At 69.7% G+C, this 17,630-nt stretch carries 15 protein-coding genes; all 15 read right to left on the bottom strand.

All coding sequences use genetic code 11. From position 1 onward, the window contains the following. Nucleotides 1-78: 78 nt before the first annotated feature. The 15 genes from FS845_RS18740 to FS845_RS18670 all read right to left on the bottom strand — a co-directional run bounded on the left by FS845_RS18740 (nt 79) and on the right by FS845_RS18670 (nt 17,590). Entirely contained in the window at nt 79-615 is a 537-nt protein-coding gene (locus tag FS845_RS18740; protein WP_186332340.1) for a MarR family winged helix-turn-helix transcriptional regulator, read from the bottom strand. An 83-nt stretch (nt 616-698) separates the two neighbouring features. Next, a complete protein-coding gene (locus FS845_RS18735; protein WP_144638158.1) occupies nt 699-1,673 on the bottom strand; it encodes a hydroxymethylglutaryl-CoA lyase in 975 nt (324 codons plus the stop codon). Beyond that, nucleotides 1,670-3,331, bottom strand: a complete 1,662-nt coding sequence (locus tag FS845_RS18730; protein WP_260986347.1) for an AMP-binding protein — start codon at nt 3,329-3,331, stop codon at nt 1,670-1,672. Before FS845_RS18730 ends, FS845_RS18735 begins: the two co-directional genes overlap by 4 nt. Beyond that, nucleotides 3,318-4,094 (bottom strand): enoyl-CoA hydratase/isomerase family protein, encoded by a 777-nt coding sequence (locus tag FS845_RS18725; RefSeq protein ID WP_144638156.1) that lies wholly within the window; start codon nt 4,092-4,094, stop codon nt 3,318-3,320. Before FS845_RS18725 ends, FS845_RS18730 begins: the two co-directional genes overlap by 14 nt. 17 nt (nt 4,095-4,111) lie before the next feature. Continuing rightward, nucleotides 4,112-5,095, bottom strand: coding sequence for a Bug family tripartite tricarboxylate transporter substrate binding protein (locus FS845_RS18720; RefSeq protein WP_144638154.1), 984 nt, complete (start codon nt 5,093-5,095; stop codon nt 4,112-4,114). A gap of 39 nt (nt 5,096-5,134) precedes the next feature. Next, on the bottom strand, nt 5,135-6,337 hold the full coding sequence (locus tag FS845_RS18715; protein WP_144638152.1) for a CaiB/BaiF CoA transferase family protein: 1,203 nt from the start codon (nt 6,335-6,337) through the stop codon (nt 5,135-5,137). A 3-nt stretch (nt 6,338-6,340) separates the two neighbouring features. Continuing rightward, nucleotides 6,341-7,084: an enoyl-CoA hydratase/isomerase family protein gene (locus FS845_RS18710; RefSeq protein ID WP_144638150.1), complete on the bottom strand. Its 744-nt coding sequence runs from the start codon at nt 7,082-7,084 to the stop codon at nt 6,341-6,343. A gap of 41 nt (nt 7,085-7,125) precedes the next feature. Beyond that, entirely contained in the window at nt 7,126-8,091 is a 966-nt protein-coding gene (locus tag FS845_RS18705; RefSeq protein WP_144638148.1) for an NAD(P)H-dependent flavin oxidoreductase, read from the bottom strand. Nucleotides 8,092-8,319: 228 nt separating this feature from the next. Continuing rightward, a complete protein-coding gene (locus FS845_RS18700; RefSeq protein ID WP_144638146.1) occupies nt 8,320-10,017 on the bottom strand; it encodes an ABC transporter ATP-binding protein in 1,698 nt (565 codons plus the stop codon). Continuing rightward, entirely contained in the window at nt 10,014-11,465 is a 1,452-nt protein-coding gene (locus FS845_RS18695) for an ABC transporter permease (RefSeq protein WP_144638144.1), read from the bottom strand. Before FS845_RS18695 ends, FS845_RS18700 begins: the two co-directional genes overlap by 4 nt. A 13-nt stretch (nt 11,466-11,478) precedes the next feature. Beyond that, nucleotides 11,479-12,456, bottom strand: a complete 978-nt coding sequence (locus FS845_RS18690; RefSeq protein WP_144638142.1) for an ABC transporter permease — start codon at nt 12,454-12,456, stop codon at nt 11,479-11,481. Further along, nucleotides 12,453-14,693: an ABC transporter substrate-binding protein gene (locus tag FS845_RS18685; RefSeq protein WP_144638140.1), complete on the bottom strand. Its 2,241-nt coding sequence runs from the start codon at nt 14,691-14,693 to the stop codon at nt 12,453-12,455. The genes FS845_RS18690 and FS845_RS18685 overlap by 4 nt, the downstream gene beginning before the upstream one ends. Before the next feature lie 61 nt (nt 14,694-14,754). Beyond that, nucleotides 14,755-15,396 (bottom strand): thermonuclease family protein, encoded by a 642-nt coding sequence (locus FS845_RS18680; protein ID WP_144638138.1) that lies wholly within the window; start codon nt 15,394-15,396, stop codon nt 14,755-14,757. 65 nt (nt 15,397-15,461) lie between these two features. Then, complete coding sequence (locus FS845_RS18675; protein ID WP_144638136.1) at nt 15,462-16,427, bottom strand: 2-hydroxyacid dehydrogenase; 966 nt, start codon at nt 16,425-16,427, stop codon at nt 15,462-15,464. A gap of 143 nt (nt 16,428-16,570) precedes the next feature. Next, nucleotides 16,571-17,590 (bottom strand): magnesium and cobalt transport protein CorA, encoded by a 1,020-nt coding sequence (locus tag FS845_RS18670; protein WP_144638134.1) that lies wholly within the window; start codon nt 17,588-17,590, stop codon nt 16,571-16,573. Nucleotides 17,591-17,630 lie beyond the last annotated feature (40 nt).

Raw genomic sequence — 17,630 nt, 5'->3', positions numbered from 1 at the left:
CCTTCTGCTTTGGTATCGATGTCGTGGCCCAGCGGCCCAGACCAGCGCATGGCGTGGCGCGGACAGCCCGCGCGCTCGCTATCCCGCGCTCTTGCGCACCCCGCGCTTGCGCGCCTCGCGCGACGTCGACAATGTCGCCTGCGCATGCTCCGTCAGCAGGTCCAGCGCCCGATCGAACACCGCCCGCTCGCTGGCGCTGAGCACCGAGAGCAGTTCCTCGTTGCGCTTCACCGCCTTGGGGAACACCTTGCGATAGAGTTGCAGGCCCTGGCGCGTCAGGCTCAGCTGCACGCCCCGGCCATCGCTCTCGTCGGACTCGCGCTGCAGCAGGCCGCGCTCGATCAGCGCGGACACCGAGCGGCTGGCCTGGCTCTTGTCCACGTTGATCTCGCGGGCCAGGCCCTGCAGCGACATGGGCGCCTGCGTGCCCAGCATGCCGACGATGCGCCACTCGCGCGCATCGATCTGGAAGTCGCGTTCGTTGGATTCCGCGGCCAGCCGGGTCCAGGTGCTGGCCAGCATGTTCATGCGGAAGGAGACGAGTTCCTTGAAGTGCCGCGCGGCGGGCATGCCGGGCGCGGCGGCGTCGGTGTCGGGAATTGCGGATTGCGGCATGGCGTAAGGAGTGCGTATACAGGTCGATAGTTTCCCCCAAGACCCCGCCCCGCTACAAGCGCGGGGCCGGGACGCCTGGAGCCTCATGCTCCGTGCGGGGGCGTGGCCGTGCGCAGGGGATTCAGGCCGCTGCGCGCCACGCGGCCGTGCAACTCGCGGCCCAGCGCGGCCTCGCAGGCCTGCACGGCGTCCAGCAGGCCGTCCATGTCGATGCCGGTCTTCACGCCCATGTTCTCGAACAGGTCGATCAGGTCCTCGCTGCTGACGTTGCCCGTGTGCCCGCCGCCGTACTTCACCTTGGTGGGGTGCCCGCCCACGCCGCCCAGCGCGCAATCGAAGTGGCGCACGCCGGCCTCCAGCGCCGCGACGTAGTTGACCAGCCCGGTGCCGCGCGTGTCGTGGAAATGGGCGATGGGCACCACGTCCGGAAAGTCGGCGCGCATCAGGCGGAACAGGGCGTGGGTGGTGCGCGGCGTGGCCGTGCCGATGGTGTCGCCCAGCGTGATGTGGCGCACGCCCGCGTCGCGCATGCGGCCCACGTCGTCCAGCACGCTGCGCGGGTCCACGCGGCCTTCGAAGGGGCAGCCGAACGCCATCGAGATCGTGCCGATGAGGCGGAAGCGGCCGGCCGCCGCCGCGGCCATCTCGGCGATGTTCCGCCACTGGTCGGCGCGGCTGCGCGCCAGGTTCTTCATCGAATGGGTGTCGGTGGCCGAGACCAGCAGGCTGATCTCGTTGGCGCCGAAGCCGGCGTCGGCATCGGCCAGCGCGCGCTGCACGGCCCGCAGGTTGGCGCAAGTGGCCTTGTAGAACACGCCCGCGCGGCGCGGCAGGGCGCGCAGCAGCTCGCTGGCGTCACCGAACTGCGGCACCACCTTGGGGTTGGAGTAAGACGTGGCTTCGACCCGCGCGAAGCCCAGCTCGGCGAAGCGGTGGATCAGGTCGACCTTGGCCTCGGTGGGCAGCATCTGAGGTTCGTGCTGCAACCCGTCGCGCGCGTAGCACTCGCACAGCACCACATCGCGGCCGTCGTCTTCCAGCGAAAAGTCCTGCGTCATGGCGCCACCGTATCGGATTGGATGTTCCACAGCTTCACGGCATGGTCGCGCAGCTTGTTCTTCTGCACTTTGCTGCTGCCGGTCATGCCGATGTTCTCGAAGGTGTCGACCAGGCTGAGGTAGCGCGGCACCTTGAAGTTCGCGCAGCGCGCCTTGCACCACGCCACCAGTTCTTCGCCGCTGGCCTGCTGGCCGGCCTTCAGCAGCACGAACGCCCCCGTCACCTCGCCCAGGCGCGCGTCGGGCACGCCGATCACCTGCGCCTGCTGCACGGCGGGATGCGCGTGCAGCACTTCTTCCACTTCGGCGGGCGCCACGTTCTCGCCGCCCACGCGGTACATGTCCTTCAGCCGGCCGACCATGCGGATGCGGCCGTCGGCGCGCTGCTCGCCCATGTCGCCGGTGCGCAGCCAGCCGTCTTCGGTGAAGGCCTTGGCCGTCTGCTCGGGCATGCGGTAATAGCCGCGCATCACGTTCCAGCCGCGCACCTGGATCTCGCCCTGCCCCGCGCCCGGCGCCAGCACGGCGCCGCTGTCGCTGTCGGCGATGCGCACGTCCACGCCCGGGTGCGGCAGCATGTAGCCGTCGCGGCGCAGCTCGAACACGTCGTCGCGATCGCTCAGCAGCACGTTGGGCGAGGCCTCGGACTGGCCGTAGGCGTTGCACATGTGCGGCACCTTCATCACGTCGCGGATCTTCTGCATCACCTCGGGTCCGGCCGCGGCCCAGCCGCCCTGCAAGTGCAGGCGGCCGGCGTCGAAATCGGGATGGCCCATCAGCATCAGGAAGATGGTGTCGTTGCCGGACGTCAGCGTGCAGCGCTCTTCTTCCAGCGTCTTCAGCGCCAGGGCGACGTCGAACTTCGGCATGCTCAGCAGGCAGCATCCCGAGGCCAGCGCCACCAGCACCGATAGCGTGCTGCCGGCCACGTGGAAGAACGGCCGGATGCTGAAGTACCGGTCGTCGGGCTTCACGCCCATGCGGCGCGCCACGCTGGCCGCGTCGCCCAGCATGTTGGCGTGGCTGAGCATCACGCCCTTGGGGAACGACGTGGTGCCCGAGGTGTACTGGATGAGCAGCACGTCGCGCGGCTCGACCTGCTGGGCCAGCTGGTCCAGCAGGTCGGCCGATACGCGGCTGCCTGCGTCCAGGAAGGCCTCGAAGCCGATGGCGCCCGCCGCGGCGGAGGGCGCGCCCACGGTGACGACAGTGCGCAGTTCGGGCAATGCCTGACCGGGCAACTGCTGGTCCACGGCCGGTTCGACCTGGCGCAGCAGGCCAGCGAAATCGATGCCCAGGAAGCTGTCGGCGTGGATCAGCAAGCGCACGTCCGACTGCTTCAGGCAGAACAGCAGCTCGTCGGCCTTGAAGCGCGTGTTGACCGGGACGGTGACCGCGCCGATGGCGGCGCAGGCGTAGAAGGCGGCGATCCACAGGCCCGAGTTGCCCAGCATCAGGCCGACGTGGTCGCCGCGCGCGATGCCGGCGGCGTGCAGGGCGGCCGCGATGCGGCGGCTCTGCGACTGGATCTGCGCCCAGGTGTGGCGTTCGCCGGGGCCCACGTAGGCTTCCTGCGGACCACGCGAGCGGACCGTGGCGTCCAGCACCTGGGCCAGCGTCAATGGCACGGGCACGAACGCATCGTCAAGCAGCCGCATCGCCCTGCCCCTTCCTGCCGAAGCCGGCGATGGCCTTCTGCCAGTCGCTGTGCCTGAGATTCTCCTGGATGGCCAGCAGTTCGACCGCCATCGCGCCCTCGCGCGTGGTGTCGAGGCCGCCGTCGATGCTGCGCTTGGTGAGGCTGACCGTCAGCGGATTGGCCGCCGCGATGCGCTCGGCCATCTCGGCCAGGCGCGCGTCGAACTCCTCCGGCGCGTACACGTGGTTGAGCATGCCCAGCTGCAAGGCCTCCTGCGCATCGACCACGCGGCCCGTGTACAGCAGTTCCTTGGCCATGCGCCGGCCGACGATGCGCGGCAGGCGCTGCGTGGCGCCCACGGTGCCCCAGCCGACTTCCGGATACTTGAAGGCGGCGCCAGGCGTGCCCAGCACGAAATCGCAGGCGGCGGCGATCTCGCAGCCCGAACCGAAGGCCGCGCCATGCACCGCCGCGATGATGGGCTTGGACAGCGCCTCCAGCGCGGCATAGGCCGTGAAGCCCTCGACGCGGCGCGCCACCATCTCGGCGGGACTCATGCCCTGGCGTTCCTTCAGGTCAGCCCCGGCGCAGAAGGCCACGCCTTCGCCGCGCACGAGGATGACGCGCACGGCGTCGTCGGCCTCGAGGGCCTCGCAGGCCGCCGTCAGCTCGCGGCACATGGCCAGATTCAGGGCGTTGCGGCTGTCCGGCCGGGCCAGCCACAGCGTGGCCACCGGCCCCTGCAGCGCCAGCCGCAGCGTGGTGAATTCGGGATACGTCATGCTCGTGCTCCTCTCGCTCAGTCCTTCAGTTTCATGCCGGTGGTGCGCACCAGCTCGGCCAGGCGCTTGCCGTCGTCGCGGATATAGTCCCGGGCCTGCGCCTTCATCTGCGGCATCACTTCCGCATTCTGGCTGGCCAGCAGCTTCTTGAACTCGGGATCGGCCTGCACCTTCTGCAGGGCCTGCACCAGCTTGTCGACCACGGCCGGCGGCGTCTTGGCCGGCACCGCCAGGCTATACCAGCTGCCCATCTCCAGGCCCTTCAGGCCGGCTTCCGCGAAGGTCGGCACGTCGGGCAGGTCGGGCGAGCGCCTGGCGCCGCCATAGGCCAGCGCGCGCAGGCGATCGGACTTGATGAACGGCAGGCTGGCAGAGATGTTGAGGAAGCCGATCGGCACGGTGCCCGCGACCATGTCGTTGACGGCCGGCGCGGCCCCTTTGTAAGGCACATGGACCAGATCGACGCCGGCAGCCTGCTTGAACATCTCGCCGCCGATGTGGGGCGAGCTGCCCAGGCCGGCCGACACATAATTCAGCTTGCCCGGCTGCGACTTGGCCAGCGCGATGAATTCCTTCAGGTTGTTCGCCTTCACCGAAGGATGCACGGTCAGCACGTTCGGCACGTTGGCCACCATGCCGACGAATTCGAAATCGGCGATGCCGTCATACGGCACCTTGGTGGCGGCGGGCGTGACGGTGTGCGCGGCCGCCGTGCCGATCAGCAGCGTATAGCCGTCCGGCGCCGCCTTGGCGACGTAGCCCGTGCCGATGGACGCGCCGCCGCCCGCCTTGTTCTCGACGATGACGGGTTGGCCCAGCGCGTCGCCCAATCCCTTGGCCAGCGCGCGGCCCAGCAGGTCGGCGGGGCCGCCGACGGCGTACGGATTGACCAGGGTGATCGGACGCGACGGGTACTTGTCCTCGGCATGCGCCCCGGCCGCCAGGCCGAGGGTGGAGGCGAGCGCGAGGCCGCCGGCGATGATGCGGCGTAGGGTCTTCATGATGGTTGTCTCCGAGTTATGAAATGGACTTGGGTGCGCTCAGATGGCGCCCGCCCCGCGCAGGTCTTGCAATGCCTGCTCGTCGATGCCCAGCTTTTCGCGCAATACTTCTTCGGTGTGCTCGCCCAGCAGCGGCGGACGTCCCACCTCGGGATCGTCCAGCCCCGTGAAACGCAAGGGCACGCGCATGCCCTTGAAACTGCCTATCGTCGGATGCGGGAAGTCGACCACCATGCCGCGCGCGACGACGTGTTCGTTGGCAATGACCTCGTCCACCTGCAGGATCGGCCCGGCGGGTACGCCCGCCAGATCGCAGCGGCGGCACAGCTCGTCGCGGTCCAGCTTGCCGATGGCCGCCTGCAGGCCCGCCATGACTTCCTCGCGGCGCGCCAGGCGCTCGGCGTTGCGGGCCAGCGCCGGATCGGCGGCCCAGGCCTCCAGGCCCAGCAGGTTGCACAGCGGCGCCCAGTGCTGGTCGCTGCCGGTGATCTGCACCCAGCGGCCGTCGGCGCAGACGAAGGCGGCGGACGGGATGCGGCCGGGATGCTCGGTGCCCAGGCGGGCCGGAACCTCGCCCAGCGCGAACCAGCGGGCGGCGGCCAGCGACAGCAGGCCGACCTGGCCGTCGAACATCGAGAAATCCACGTGGCTGCCCTTGCCGGTCTTCCCGCGGCCGGTCAGCGCGGACAGGATGGCGATGGCCACCCAGAGGCCCGAGCTGAGATCGGCGATCGGCAGGCCGGGCTTGACGGGGCCGCCGCCGCGCTCGCCCGTCAGGCTCATGATGCCGGCCATGGCCTGGAACACCGTGTCGTAGCCCTTGCGCTTGCGGTAGGGCCCCGTCTGGCCGAAGCCGGTGCAGCTGACGTGCACCAGCCGCTCGTTCAGCGGCGCCAGCGCCGCGTAGTCCAGGCCATACTTGGCCAGCGTGCCCACCGGGAAGTTCTCCAGCAGCACGTCGGATTGCGCCGCCAGCTTGCGTATCACTTCCTGTCCCTGCGGCGAGCGCATGTTCACGGTGATGGACCGCTTGCTGCGGTTGAAGGCCATGTAATAGGCCGAGACCTCGCCCGATGGGCCCTTGCCCCGCGCCATGGGCTCGAAGCCGCGGGTCTCGTCGCCCGCGCCGGGCTGCTCGACCTTGATGACCTCGGCGCCCAGCTCGGCCAGGATCATCGACGCGAACGGACATGCCAGGACCCGCGACAGGTCCAGGATGGTGATGCCTTCCAGTGGCCGCATCGCCTATTCCTCCTTGTCCGCGGCAGCCTTGCGGAAGCCGCGCATCATGACGTTGGCGTCGCGGCCCACTTCCAGCGCCTGCGCCAGGCCGAGGTCGGCCGCGCGGTGGAAGCTGCGCTTGGTGGTCGCCATGGCGACGGGACTCCAGGCGGCGATCTTCGTGGCCAGTTCCAATGCGGCGTCCAGCACCTGCTCATCGGGCGCCACGCGGTTGCACAGGCCGAAGGCCAGAGCCCCTGCGCCGTCCAGAGGCTCGCCCAGCGCGACCAGTTCGAAGGCCTGCTTGCGGCCCACCTGGCGGACCAGGTTGGCCATGACCACGGCGGCGACGATGCCGTGCTTGAGCTCCGGATAGCCGAAGCGCACGGTCTCGGACATGACGCTGAGGTCGCAGGCGATGGCCAGGCCCGCGCCGCCGCCCAGCGCGTTGCCGCGCACCGCCGACACCACGGGCTTGTTCATCTGCGAGAACACCAGGTGCAGCGCGGTGGTGAGGTCCGCGCGGGCGGATACCGCTTGCGGATCCTCCGGCGTCAGGGCCGAGAACTCTTTGGTGTCGGCGCCCGCGCAGAAGGATTTGCCGGCGCCGGTCAGCACCACGGCGTTGATGGCCGGATCGCGATCCGCGGCGCGCAGGCTGTCCAACAGCTCCTGCGTCAGCCTCGTGTTCAGCGCGTTGTGCTTCTCGGGGCGGTTCAGCGTCAGGATGCGCACCGCGCCGCGGTCTTCGATCAGCAGGTGTTCCATGGGTATGTGTGTCTCCGTCGTCGTTCGTGTGTATGCGAGGCCTAGGCCTGGACCCGCGCTTGCGCCATGGCGCCCAGCCGGGTCGCGGCCTCATCCAGTTCGCGCGCCAGTTGCGCCACCACGTGCGCGGCGGGTTCGATGCGCGAGATCAGGCCCGCCGATTGCCCCAGTTCGACCTTGCCCCATTGCACGTCGCCGTCCAGCGCGGCCTGCTTCAGCGTGCTCTGCTTGAACAGGGTGTCGTAGTCTTCCTGCGCCATCTGGTCGCGTTCGGCGTCGAAGATGGACTGGGCGAAGGCGTTGCGCAGTCCGCGCACCGGCAGGCCGCGGCGGCCGATGAGGGCGGTGTCGTGCACGTCCGCGGCCAGCACCGCCTGCTTGTAGTTGTCGTGCACCGTGGCTTCCTCCGTCAGCAGGAAACGCGTGCCCAGCTGCACCGCGTCGGCGCCCAATGCCAGCAGGGCCGCGATGCCCCAGCCGTCGGCCGCGCCACCGCCCGCGATCACCGGGATGGACACCTCCTGCAGCACGCGGCGCACCGCGACCAGGGTGCTGACCTCGTTGGCCGGCGGATGGCCGCCCGCCTCGCCGCCGACCACGATCAGGGCGTCGACTCCCGCATCGGCGGCCTTCTTGGCGTGCTCCAGCGTGGCCACCACCTGGATCCAGATGGCGCCGTATTCGCGAAAGCGCGGCAGGTGGGCCTTGGGGCCGCCCTGCGAGGCGATGACGACCGGCACGCGCCGGCTGTGCATGATGTCCAGGATCTCGGCCGAGCCCTGCCGGTACAGCGGGATGTTGACGGCGTACGGCCGGGCCGTGGCGCCGGCCAGTTCATCCAGCACCTGCGGGAAGTCGGCCGTGCGCAGCGGCCCCGCGGCCAGCACGCCCAGCGCGCCTGCGTTGGACACGGCGGCGGGCAATGCGGCGCTGGAGGACGCCCAGCTCATGCCGGCCTGGATGATGGGATGCTCGATGCCGAGCATGCGGGTGATCTGGGTTTGCATGAAGTCGGATATCGTCCAAAGTAGTTGTGATCGTAAACTACATAGTGGACGTTATCAACTAAATTTGAACGACCCGGATTCGGGCCCGGGCGTCCGGGTGCGGCGCGCGGCGGCCTCGCTCTCCCGGGCCGGACCATGCAAAAAGGGGCCGGCGCTTCCGAACGCCAGCCCCTTTTTGCCTGGAAAATCTGGCGAAGGCGTTCCCGCCCGCGCCGTGGATGTGCGCCCTCAGCCCTGCGTCGCCCCTTCTCCGAACGTCAAGCGCGGCACCGCCTCCAGCAGCCGTCGCGTCATCTCGTGCTCGGGCGCATGCAGCACGGCGTCCGCGTCGGCGCATTCGACGATCTGGCCGCCCGCCATCACGGCGATGCGGTCCGCCAGGTACTCCACCACGCTGAAGTTGTGCGTGATGAACAGGTAGGCGATGCCCAGCTCGGCCTGCAGTTCGCGCAGCAGATCCAGGATCTGCGCCTGCACCGACACGTCCAGCGCGGAGGTGGGCTCGTCGCAGATCAGCACGCGCGGCTCGACCGCCAGGGCCCGCGCGATGGCGATGCGCTGGCGTTGCCCCCCCGAGAACTCGTGCGGATAGCGCGTGGCGGTGTTGGCGGGCAGGCCCACGCGGTCCAGCAGGCCTTCCACGCGCGCCAGGCGCTGCGCGGCCGGCATGTCCGGCCGCAGCGCGGCAATGCCTTCGTCCAGGATGTCGCCCACCCGCATGCGCGGGTCCAGCGACGCGAAGGGGTCCTGGAACACGATCTGGATGTCGCGCCGCAGGCGCTTCATGTCGCCGCGCGAGGCGGTCAGCAGGTCGGCGCCGTCCAGCAGCGCGCGGCCCGACACCTGCGCGCCTTCGGCCAGGCGCAGCAGGGCCTTGCCCGTGGTGGTCTTGCCGCAGCCGGACTCGCCCAGCAGCGCCAGCGTCTCGCCCGCGCGCAGCGTGAAGGTGACGCCGTCCACCGCCTTCACCCAGCCCACCGTGCGGCGCAGCGCGCCCTTGCGCACGGGGTAGTGCACGCGCAGGTCCCGCACGTCCAGCACGACCTCGCCGGCGGGCGGATGGGGCCGCGTCTCGGCCTGCTGTGCGGCCGCGGACAGCGGTCGCCCCCGCTTGGCATAGGTGGGGATGGCATTGAACAGCTCGCGCGCATAGGCGTGGCGCGGCGCGGCGAAGAACTCGGCCGCGGCGGCGCTTTCGACGATCTCGCCGGCGCGCATCAGCGCCACGTGATGCGCCACCTTGCTGACCACGGCCAGGTCGTGCGTGATCAGCAGCATGGCCATGCCCAGCTCGCGCTGGATGTCGGCCAGCAGGTCCAGCACCTGCGCCTGCACGGTCACGTCCAGCGCGGTGGTGGGCTCGTCGGCGATCAGCAGGCTGGGCTCGGCCGCCAGCGCGATGGCGATCATGATGCGCTGCTTCTGCCCGCCGGAGAACTGGAACGGATAGTCGTCGATGCGGCGCTGCGGCTCGGGGATGCCGACGCGTTGCAGCCAGTGGATGGCGCGCTCGCGCGCGGCCGCGCCGCGCAGCGCGGTGTGCTGCGCCAGGGTCTCGACGATCTGGTCGCCGATGCGCATCACGGGATTCAGGCTGGTGGCCGGTTCCTGGAAGATGATGCCGATGCGGCCGCCGCGCACGCGGCGCATGGCGCTTTCGGGCAGCTGGTTCAGGTCGTCGCCCTGCAGGTCGACCTGGCCGCCGACGATGCGGCCCGCGTCGGGCAACAGGCGCAGCAGCGCCATGGCGGTCATGCTCTTGCCGCAGCCCGACTCGCCCACCAGGGCGAAGGTCTCGCCCTGCGCGATGGCGAACTCCAGGCGCTTGACGGCATGGGTCAGGCCGGACTCGCCGGCCACGTCCACGCTCAGGCCGTCGACCTCCAGCAGGTTGCCGCCGTCGCGGCGGGCGGGCGTCGGGTTCATGGCGTGCCTCCGGTGACGGGCGCCGAGGCAGGCCGGAAGCGCCTGGCCCGCGGATCGAAGGCGTCGCGCACGGCGTCGGCGAACAGGTTGGCCGCCAGCACCAGCGCCAGCATGAAGGCAAAGGCGGCCAGCAGGTTCCACCAGATCATGGGATCGCGCGACATCTCGAGCCGCGCGCGGTCGATCATCGAGCCGAACGAATTCATGCTGGGGTCCACGCCGATGCCCAGGTAGGACAGCACGGCCTCGTAAAGCACCAGGCCGGAGAACTCCAGCACCACGGTGATCAGCACGATGTGCATGACGTTGGGCAGCAGGTGCCGGCGCATGATGCGCCAGTGCGACACGCCGAAGGCGCGCGCGGCCTGCACGTATTCCAATTCGCGCAGCTTCAGGGTCTCGGCGCGCAGCAGGCGGCACAGGCCGGCCCAGCCCGTCAGCCCCAGGATCATGCACAGCAGGAACAGGCGCAGGTCGGCACGCGCGGCCGAGGTGGCGAACAGGTCGGGGTTGGCGTCGATGTAGACCTGCATCATCAGCGCGCAGGCGGCCACCAGCAGCACACCGGGGATGGAAGTGAGCGTGGTGTAGAGGTACTGGATGACGTCGTCCACCCAGCCCTTGAAATAGCCCGAGGCGATGCCGAAGGCGATGGCCGGCGGCAGCATGGCGATGGTGGTCAGGCTGCCGATGACCAGCGCGGTGCGGATGCTCTTCAGCGACTGCCACAGCACGTCGTTGCCGGTGCGGTCGGTGCCCAGCACGTGATAGCCGCTGGACAGGCCCGCCACCGCGCCCACCACCAGGCACATCAGCCCGAAGGTGACCAGCATGGGACGCCAGGGCAGCTCGGTGCGGCCGCGCAGGACGTGGCCCGCCGCGTTGCGCCAGCCCGCGTGCCGGCGCGCCAGCATGGCCGCCAGCAGCGCGCCGCCCAGCACGGCCACCGCGGCGCCGCCTGCCAGGCCCACGCCCAGCCGCGCCAGGATGTCGGGCACGGTCTGCGACGGCGGATCGGACAGATGCGCGCCGCCGCTGCGCAGGCGCGGGAAGTCGCGCACGGGCTTGCCGTCGATCAGCATGGTCTCCTTGGTGAACTGGTGCGAGGCCAGCGGAGACGAGTAGGTTTTCTCGGGCCGGCTGAGCACCGTGCCGTCCAGCAGGCCGTCCAGCACCGACTTCACGGCAGGCGCATAGGCCACCGCGGCGCCCGCCGGCGCATCGGGCGCGGCGGGCAGGCGCGGGCGGTAATGCAGCGAATCCAGCAGGCCCACCAGCACGAAGGCCAGCAGCACCACGGCCGAGCACATGGCGGGCGTATCGCGCGCCACCCTGCCCCACGTGGCGCGCAGCGTGGAGCTGCGCCGCACGCGCCAGGCATACAGCAGCACGCCCGCCAGCAGCAGGTAGAGGGCGACGTCGGTCCAGAGGAATACGATCATCGGCATGGATCAGGGCCTTCTACTCGAAACGGACGCGCGGGTCGGCCAGGGTGTACGAGATATCGGCCAGGATCAGGCCGACGATATACAGCACCGAGCCCAGGAACACCATGGCGCGCACGATGGAGAAGTCCTGCGCGCTGATGGCATCGATGGTATAGCTGCCCAGGCCCGGGATGCCGAAGAACGACTCGGCGATGAGGCTGCCCATGAACAGCAGCGGGATGGCGGACACGGTGCCGGTAAGGATGGGCAGCATGGCGTTGCGCAGCACGTGCCGGAACAGCACGGTGCGCTCGGTCAGGCCCTTGGCGCGCGCGGTGCGCACGTAGTCCTTGCCGATCTCCTCCAGGAACAGGGTGCGGTAGAAGCGCGCCTCGGGTCCCAGCCGCGCGATGATGGCCACCAGCACCGGCAGCGCCAGGAACTTGACCATGTCCCACCCGAACGAAAAGCCCGAGTACGGCACCAGCCGCAGCAGCTTCGAGAACAGCCACTGCCCGGCGATGATGTAGAACAGGCTGGAGATGGACAGCATGACCACGCACAGCACCACGCCCCAGAAATCGAGCCGCGTGGTGCGGAAATACACCAGCATCACCGAGAAAGCCACGCTGGCCAGCAGGCCCAGGATGAAGGTGGGAATGGCCAGCGCCAGGCTGGGCCACATGCGGGTGCGGATCTCGCGGCCGATGTCGCGGCCGCCGTCCGACGGCCCGAACTCCATGGCCAGCAGCGGCACCGAGCGCTGGTAGAACACGGTGTCGGTGTACTTGGCCGTGCCCTCGCGCTGGGTGTTCAGGAACAGGGGCTTGTCATAGCCGTGGTCGACCTTCCACTTCTCGATGGCGTCCTGGCTGATGCGCTGGCCGCCGATGGCCAGGCGCGCCATGTCGTCCGGCGTGTTGACGGCGAAGAACAGCACGAAGGTGAAGAGGTTGACCCCGACCAGGATCAGCGCGCCGTACAGCAGGCGGCGGATGACGTAGGCGATCATTTGCGGGGCTCCTGGGACGCGGCCGCGGCGGCCTGCAGGGCGGTCTGGCGCTCGCGCCGGCGCAGCGCGGCCAGCGAGGGCCACACGGCCAGCGCCAGCAGCGCCGCCAGCAGCAGCAGCGGCCACCAGACCGGACGGTTCCATTCGTCGATCTTGCGCACCCGCAAGGCCGGGTCGATCTTCAGGTACTGCAGCGTGTTGCGCACCATCTGCGTGGGCTTGGCGTTGCCCACCCACTGCTGATAAGCGCCGCCCGACAGCGGGAAGTAGCCGAACATCCATGGCGAATCGCGCCGCACGATCTCGACCATGCGCGCCACCAACGCCGCCTTCTCGGGGCCGTCGTCCAGGAATTTCATCTGTTCGAACAGCTTGTCGAACTCGGGATTGGCGTAGTTGGCGGCATTCTCGCCGCCGTCCTTGGCCTTGGAGTTGGGACCGTACAGCAGGAACAGGAAGTTCTCGGCGTCCGGGTAGTCGGCGTTCCAGCCCCAGTAGAAGATCTGCGCCGAACCGGTGCGCATCTTGTCCTGGAAGCGGTTGTAGTCGGTGGACCGCACGTCCATCTGTATGCCGATCTTCGCCAGCTGGCGGCGCATCCAGTCGAACTGCGGATTGCCGCCCGCGCCGCTCATGGCGTCGTAGTACAGCACCAGCGGCTGGCCGGTCTGGGCGTTGCGGCCGTCGGGATAGCCGGCCTCGGCCAGCAGCTTCTTCGCCGCGTCCAGCGACTTGCGACGCGGCGTGCCGTCGACCAGGTCGTACACCACCGGGTTGTAGCCCGCCGGCAAGTCCTGGAACCCCACCACGCCCGGCGGCACGGGACCGTGCGCCACCTGGGCCTGGCTGTTCTCGAACACCGCCACGTACTCTTCCCAGTCGAACGCGATGCTGATGGCCTGGCGCAGCTTGCGGTTCTTCTCCTGCTGCCCGGGCGTATCGCCCTTGCCCACCACCGGGTCCAGCCAGTTGAAGCCCATGTACCAGTTCGAGGTCTCGACCGTGGACGGCAGGTGGATGCCGTGGTCGCGGTACAGCTCGGCCTTCTCGGCCGAATCGCCCGCCGCCACGCGCATGGCCACGCCGTACTCGCCGCGCTCGACCTGCGGCACGTCGTAGTAGCCCTGCAGGAACTTGCCCGTCAGGGGCACGGCTTCCTTCTCGATGCTGAAGACGATGCGGTCGATGAAGGGCGTGGGCTTGCCGCAGTCGGCCAGCAGACCCTGTTCGCGGTCGGCCGGCTCGCCCTCGCAGGGATACGCCTCGCCGTGGAAATTGGGATTGCGCGCCAGCACGTGGCGGCGGTTGGTGATGGACTCGGCCAGCATGTACGGGCCCGTGCCCACCGGCCAGGTGTTCAGCGACAGGTCGTGCGAGGCCATGCCGGGCTGGCTGTAGAACCGGTCGGCCTCCCAGGGCACCGGCGCCGTGAAGGTCATGGCCAGCCAGTACTTGAACTGCGGGTACTTGCCCTTGATGCGGATGCGCAACGTGTGGTCGTCCAGCGCCTGCACGCCGTCGAAACCCTGCTGCCGCAGGTCCAGCCACGGCAGATCGCGCCTGCCGGGCGGCAGGCTGGCGCGCTGCGCCTGGTCATGCTTGCGCAGCGCGGTGCCGTAGTCCTCCATGCCGACCACGTAACCGGCCAGCAGCGAATAGATGGGCGACACCACGCGCGGACTTGCCAGGCGGCGGAAGGCGTAGACGTAGTCCTGGGCGGAGAGTTCGCGCGTGCCGGTCTTCGCAAAATCGGGGATGGCGAACTTCTCGTCCAGCTCGCCCGGCGCCAGCGGGAAATACGCATAGCCGCCGTCGTCCTTGCGCGCGAAGGCGGGATGCGGCTGGTAGCGCACGCCCGGACGGATCTTGATGTCGTAGATGCTTTCGGCGATCTGGTCGCCCGGCGCGTCGTCGGGCAGCGCCTGGCCTTGCGCATCCACGTAGCGCGGCGGGTCGATCGAGGCGGCCGAGCGCGGCACCAGTTCGTACGGCCGCTTCAGGTAGTGGTACCCGTACAGCGGCTCGTAGATGTTGTAGGTATAGGGCGTCTCGTCGACGGAATAGGAGCTGGCCGGGTCCAGGTACTTCGGCGAGCGGCTGACGAACGCGGTGTACAGCGTGTTCTGCGCCAGCGCGTCGGCGGCGTAGGGGCTGTTGATGGGGTTGTCCCGCGAGCAGGCGGCCATGAACAGCGCCAACAGCACCGCAGCGGTATATCGCCACAACCGACCGATCATGAATACGCCCCCAAGAGCATGCAGCCGCACAGAATAGCAAACACCGACCCGCCTGCCCGCCCTAGCCGCATTGCCGTTGCCGCCAGCAGTCATAGCGCCACTTCCAGGGTTCGATTGCGCCGGGCTGCGACCAGACGCCCTGGCGCGCCTCCCTGGCCACGCGCTGCAGGCGGGTCATCTCGGTGTCGCGCAGGTAGGCGCCGCGCCGCGCGGTGTAGGCCCAGGCGTGGCCCGAGGACACCTGGGCGCGGTTGGCCGACGAGCCGTCCTCGAGGTTCAGCGTGCAGACGTGCCGCCCGTACTGGTCGCTCTCGAAGCAGCGCGCGGACAGGCGGCGACCGGAGACCATGCTGGCCAGGTGCTGGCGCGAGGCCTCGCCGAAGGGCTGGCCCGGCTGGCCCGGGCCATGGTCGGTCTCGGGCGCGTCGATGCTGTCCAGGCGGATCTTGCGCGGGCCGTCGGCGGTGGCCAGCGTGACGGTGTCGCCGTCGGCCACCTCGCTGACCACGCCGCGCAGGGTATAGGGCTCGCCGCGCTGCTGCTGGCTGCCGCGCCGGGGCGCCTCGGACCGGTCGCCCGACGGAAGGTAACGGTGCAGCAACGTGCCCGCCAGCGCCAGCAACACGGCGGCCACGGCGGCGCCGATGCTGCGGGTGCGGTTGCGGCCGCGGCGGCCGGGCCGGAAAACGGGAGGTCGTGACAAGGCAGGCTCTGCGGGCTGGAATCGCCCGCAGTTTGCCACAAGCCCGGCCGCGCCGAGCGTGCCGTTTACGCGACGGCCGTGCGCACCGCGCGGTCGCGGAACCAGCCGTCCAGGTTGGCCAGCAGCAGGTCGCCCATGGCGTCGCGGGTCTCGAACGTGCCGCTGCCGATGTGGGGCAGCAGTACCGTGCGGTCCGAGTCGATCAGGGCCTGCGGCACCCTGGGCTCGTGCTCGAACACGTCCAGGCCCGCGCCCGCGATCTCGCCCCGCTGCAGGGCGCGCACCAGCGCCTGTTCGTCCACCACCGTGCCGCGCGCCACGTTGATCAGGTAGCCCTGGCTGCCCAGCGCCTTCAGCACCCGCGCATCGACCAGGTGGCGCGTGCCGGCGCCGCCCGGCAGCGCCAGCACCAGGAAGTCGCTGTGGGCCGCCAGTTCGGCCGGATCGGCGTAGTAACGGTAGCGCTCGGGCGCATCGGGACGCGGGCTGCGATTGCAGTACGCGATGGACATGCCGAAAGCCTCGGCGCGCGCGGCGATCTGGCGGCCGATGTTGCCCAGGCCGACGATGCCGCAACGCTTGCCTGTGACCTTGCGGCCCAGCCCGAAATTGGCCTCGGGCCAGCGGCCCTCGCGCACGTAGCGGTCTGCCTCGGCGATGCGGCGCGGCACGGCCAGCATCAGCGCCAGCGCCGTGTCGGCCACGCACTCGTCCAGCACGCCCGGCGTGTTGGTGACGACCACCTTGCGCTCGCGCGCGGCATCGACGTCGATGGGGTCGTAGCCCACGCCGAAGCTGTTGATGACCTCCAGGTTCGGCAGGCTTTCGATCAGCGCGCGGTCGGCGCCGAAGCGGCCGCTGGTCACGATGCCGCGGATGGCGGCGGCGTGTTCGCGCAGGAAGGCCGTGCGGTCTGCGGCCTCCCACAGACGGTGCAGGCGGTAGCGGCCGCCGATGTCGTCGATCAGCGCGGGCGCCAGGGGGCCGACCATCAGCAGGTCGATGTCTCGGGTCGATACGGAGTCTGTCATGGATGCTTCGTCATGGGGTTGCAGGATGAATGCGTGGCGCGGTCGAATGCCTGTGTCACGGAACCTTCAGGCCGCGGGCCTCGATGATCGCATCGTAGCGCGCGTTCGCGCACGCGGCGGCATCGCGCAGGAACGGCCCCAGGCTACAGCCACCCCGACTTGCGGAAGCGCCAGTACAGCACCCCGCACGCCGCCGCGATCATCGACAGCGTCAGCGGATAGCCCCATTGCCACTCCAGCTCCGGCATGTACTTGAAGTTCATGCCGTAGATGCCGGCCACGGCCGTGGGCACCGCCAGGATGGCCGCCCAGGACGCCAGGCGGCGCGTGGTGTCGTTCTGCGAGGCCTGCGCGATCATCTGGCTGGCCTCGAAGGCGAAGGCCAGCGCCTCGCGCAGCGCGTTGATCAGTTCGTCGATGCGCTGGATGCGGTCGGCCACCTCGCCGAAATATGGCCGCGCATGGATGTCCACCGCCGGCATTTCGACCCGCGCCAGGCGGCGGCAGATCTCGGTCATGGGCGCGATCACCGTATGCATGCGCAGCAGGTCGCGGCGCTGGCGGTACAGCTTGCGGATGTCGGTGTCCTTGGCGCCGCGTATCAGCAGCTTCTGCTCGGCGTGCTCGACCACGGACTCGAACTTGGAGACGGCGGCCAGGTAGCGGTCGGCCAGCAGGTCCAGCAGCTCGGAGGCCACGTAGTCGCTGCCGCGCCGCAGCAGGTCGGGCACGGCCTCGAGCCGTTCGCGCAGCACCGTGTATGGCGCCACCGCGCCGCGCCGCACGGTCACCAGGAAGCCCGCGCCGATCAGCAGCTGGGTCTCGCCATAGGTGGGCCGCTCGTTCTCGACCTCGACCGTGGGCGCGACGATGAGCACCATGTCGCCGTAGTCGAGGATCTTGGCGCGCCGGTGCGGCGCCTGCATCTCCTCGATGTTCTTGCCACAGGCGCCCAGCGAATGGACGACCTGCTGCAGCAACTCGTCGCTGGGATTGCGCAGGCCGATCCACAGCATGCTTTCCTTCTGGCCCGCGTACTGGTGCACCTCGTCCATGGGCACGTCGCGGTCCCGGCGGCCGTCCACGTACAGGACGGAGGCCACCACGCTGGTGGCGGTGTCGGGCGGATTGGCGGGCGATTCGGGTCGGACGTCCTGCTGCATCGGTGCTCCTGGAGGATGGCGGCGGCCGGGTGCGCCGGCC

This window comes from Bordetella genomosp. 13 (genome assembly GCF_007679965.1).
Classification (GTDB): domain Bacteria; phylum Pseudomonadota; class Gammaproteobacteria; order Burkholderiales; family Burkholderiaceae_B; genus Bordetella.
The sequence above is the reverse complement of the archived record's forward strand: the minus strand, read 5'-3'. Positions and strand labels throughout refer to the sequence as shown.

What these genes read in the sequence shown, in the direction of transcription:
- FS845_RS18740 (WP_186332340.1), bottom strand. Translation starts at nt 615, where the DNA reads ATGCCGCAATCCGCAATTCCCGACACCGACGCCGCCGCGCCCGGCATG.
- FS845_RS18735 (WP_144638158.1), bottom strand. Translation starts at nt 1,673, where the DNA reads ATGACGCAGGACTTTTCGCTGGAAGACGACGGCCGCGATGTGGTGCTG.
- FS845_RS18730 (WP_260986347.1), bottom strand. Translation starts at nt 3,331, where the DNA reads ATGCGGCTGCTTGACGATGCGTTCGTGCCCGTGCCATTGACGCTGGCC.
- FS845_RS18725 (WP_144638156.1), bottom strand. Translation starts at nt 4,094, where the DNA reads ATGACGTATCCCGAATTCACCACGCTGCGGCTGGCGCTGCAGGGGCCG.
- FS845_RS18720 (WP_144638154.1), bottom strand. Translation starts at nt 5,095, where the DNA reads ATGAAGACCCTACGCCGCATCATCGCCGGCGGCCTCGCGCTCGCCTCC.
- FS845_RS18715 (WP_144638152.1), bottom strand. Translation starts at nt 6,337, where the DNA reads ATGCGGCCACTGGAAGGCATCACCATCCTGGACCTGTCGCGGGTCCTG.
- FS845_RS18710 (WP_144638150.1), bottom strand. Translation starts at nt 7,084, where the DNA reads ATGGAACACCTGCTGATCGAAGACCGCGGCGCGGTGCGCATCCTGACG.
- FS845_RS18705 (WP_144638148.1), bottom strand. Translation starts at nt 8,091, where the DNA reads ATGCAAACCCAGATCACCCGCATGCTCGGCATCGAGCATCCCATCATC.
- FS845_RS18700 (WP_144638146.1), bottom strand. Translation starts at nt 10,017, where the DNA reads ATGAACCCGACGCCCGCCCGCCGCGACGGCGGCAACCTGCTGGAGGTC.
- FS845_RS18695 (WP_144638144.1), bottom strand. Translation starts at nt 11,465, where the DNA reads ATGCCGATGATCGTATTCCTCTGGACCGACGTCGCCCTCTACCTGCTG.
- FS845_RS18690 (WP_144638142.1), bottom strand. Translation starts at nt 12,456, where the DNA reads ATGATCGCCTACGTCATCCGCCGCCTGCTGTACGGCGCGCTGATCCTG.
- FS845_RS18685 (WP_144638140.1), bottom strand. Translation starts at nt 14,693, where the DNA reads ATGATCGGTCGGTTGTGGCGATATACCGCTGCGGTGCTGTTGGCGCTG.
- FS845_RS18675 (WP_144638136.1), bottom strand. Translation starts at nt 16,427, where the DNA reads ATGACAGACTCCGTATCGACCCGAGACATCGACCTGCTGATGGTCGGC.
- FS845_RS18670 (WP_144638134.1), bottom strand. Translation starts at nt 17,590, where the DNA reads ATGCAGCAGGACGTCCGACCCGAATCGCCCGCCAATCCGCCCGACACC.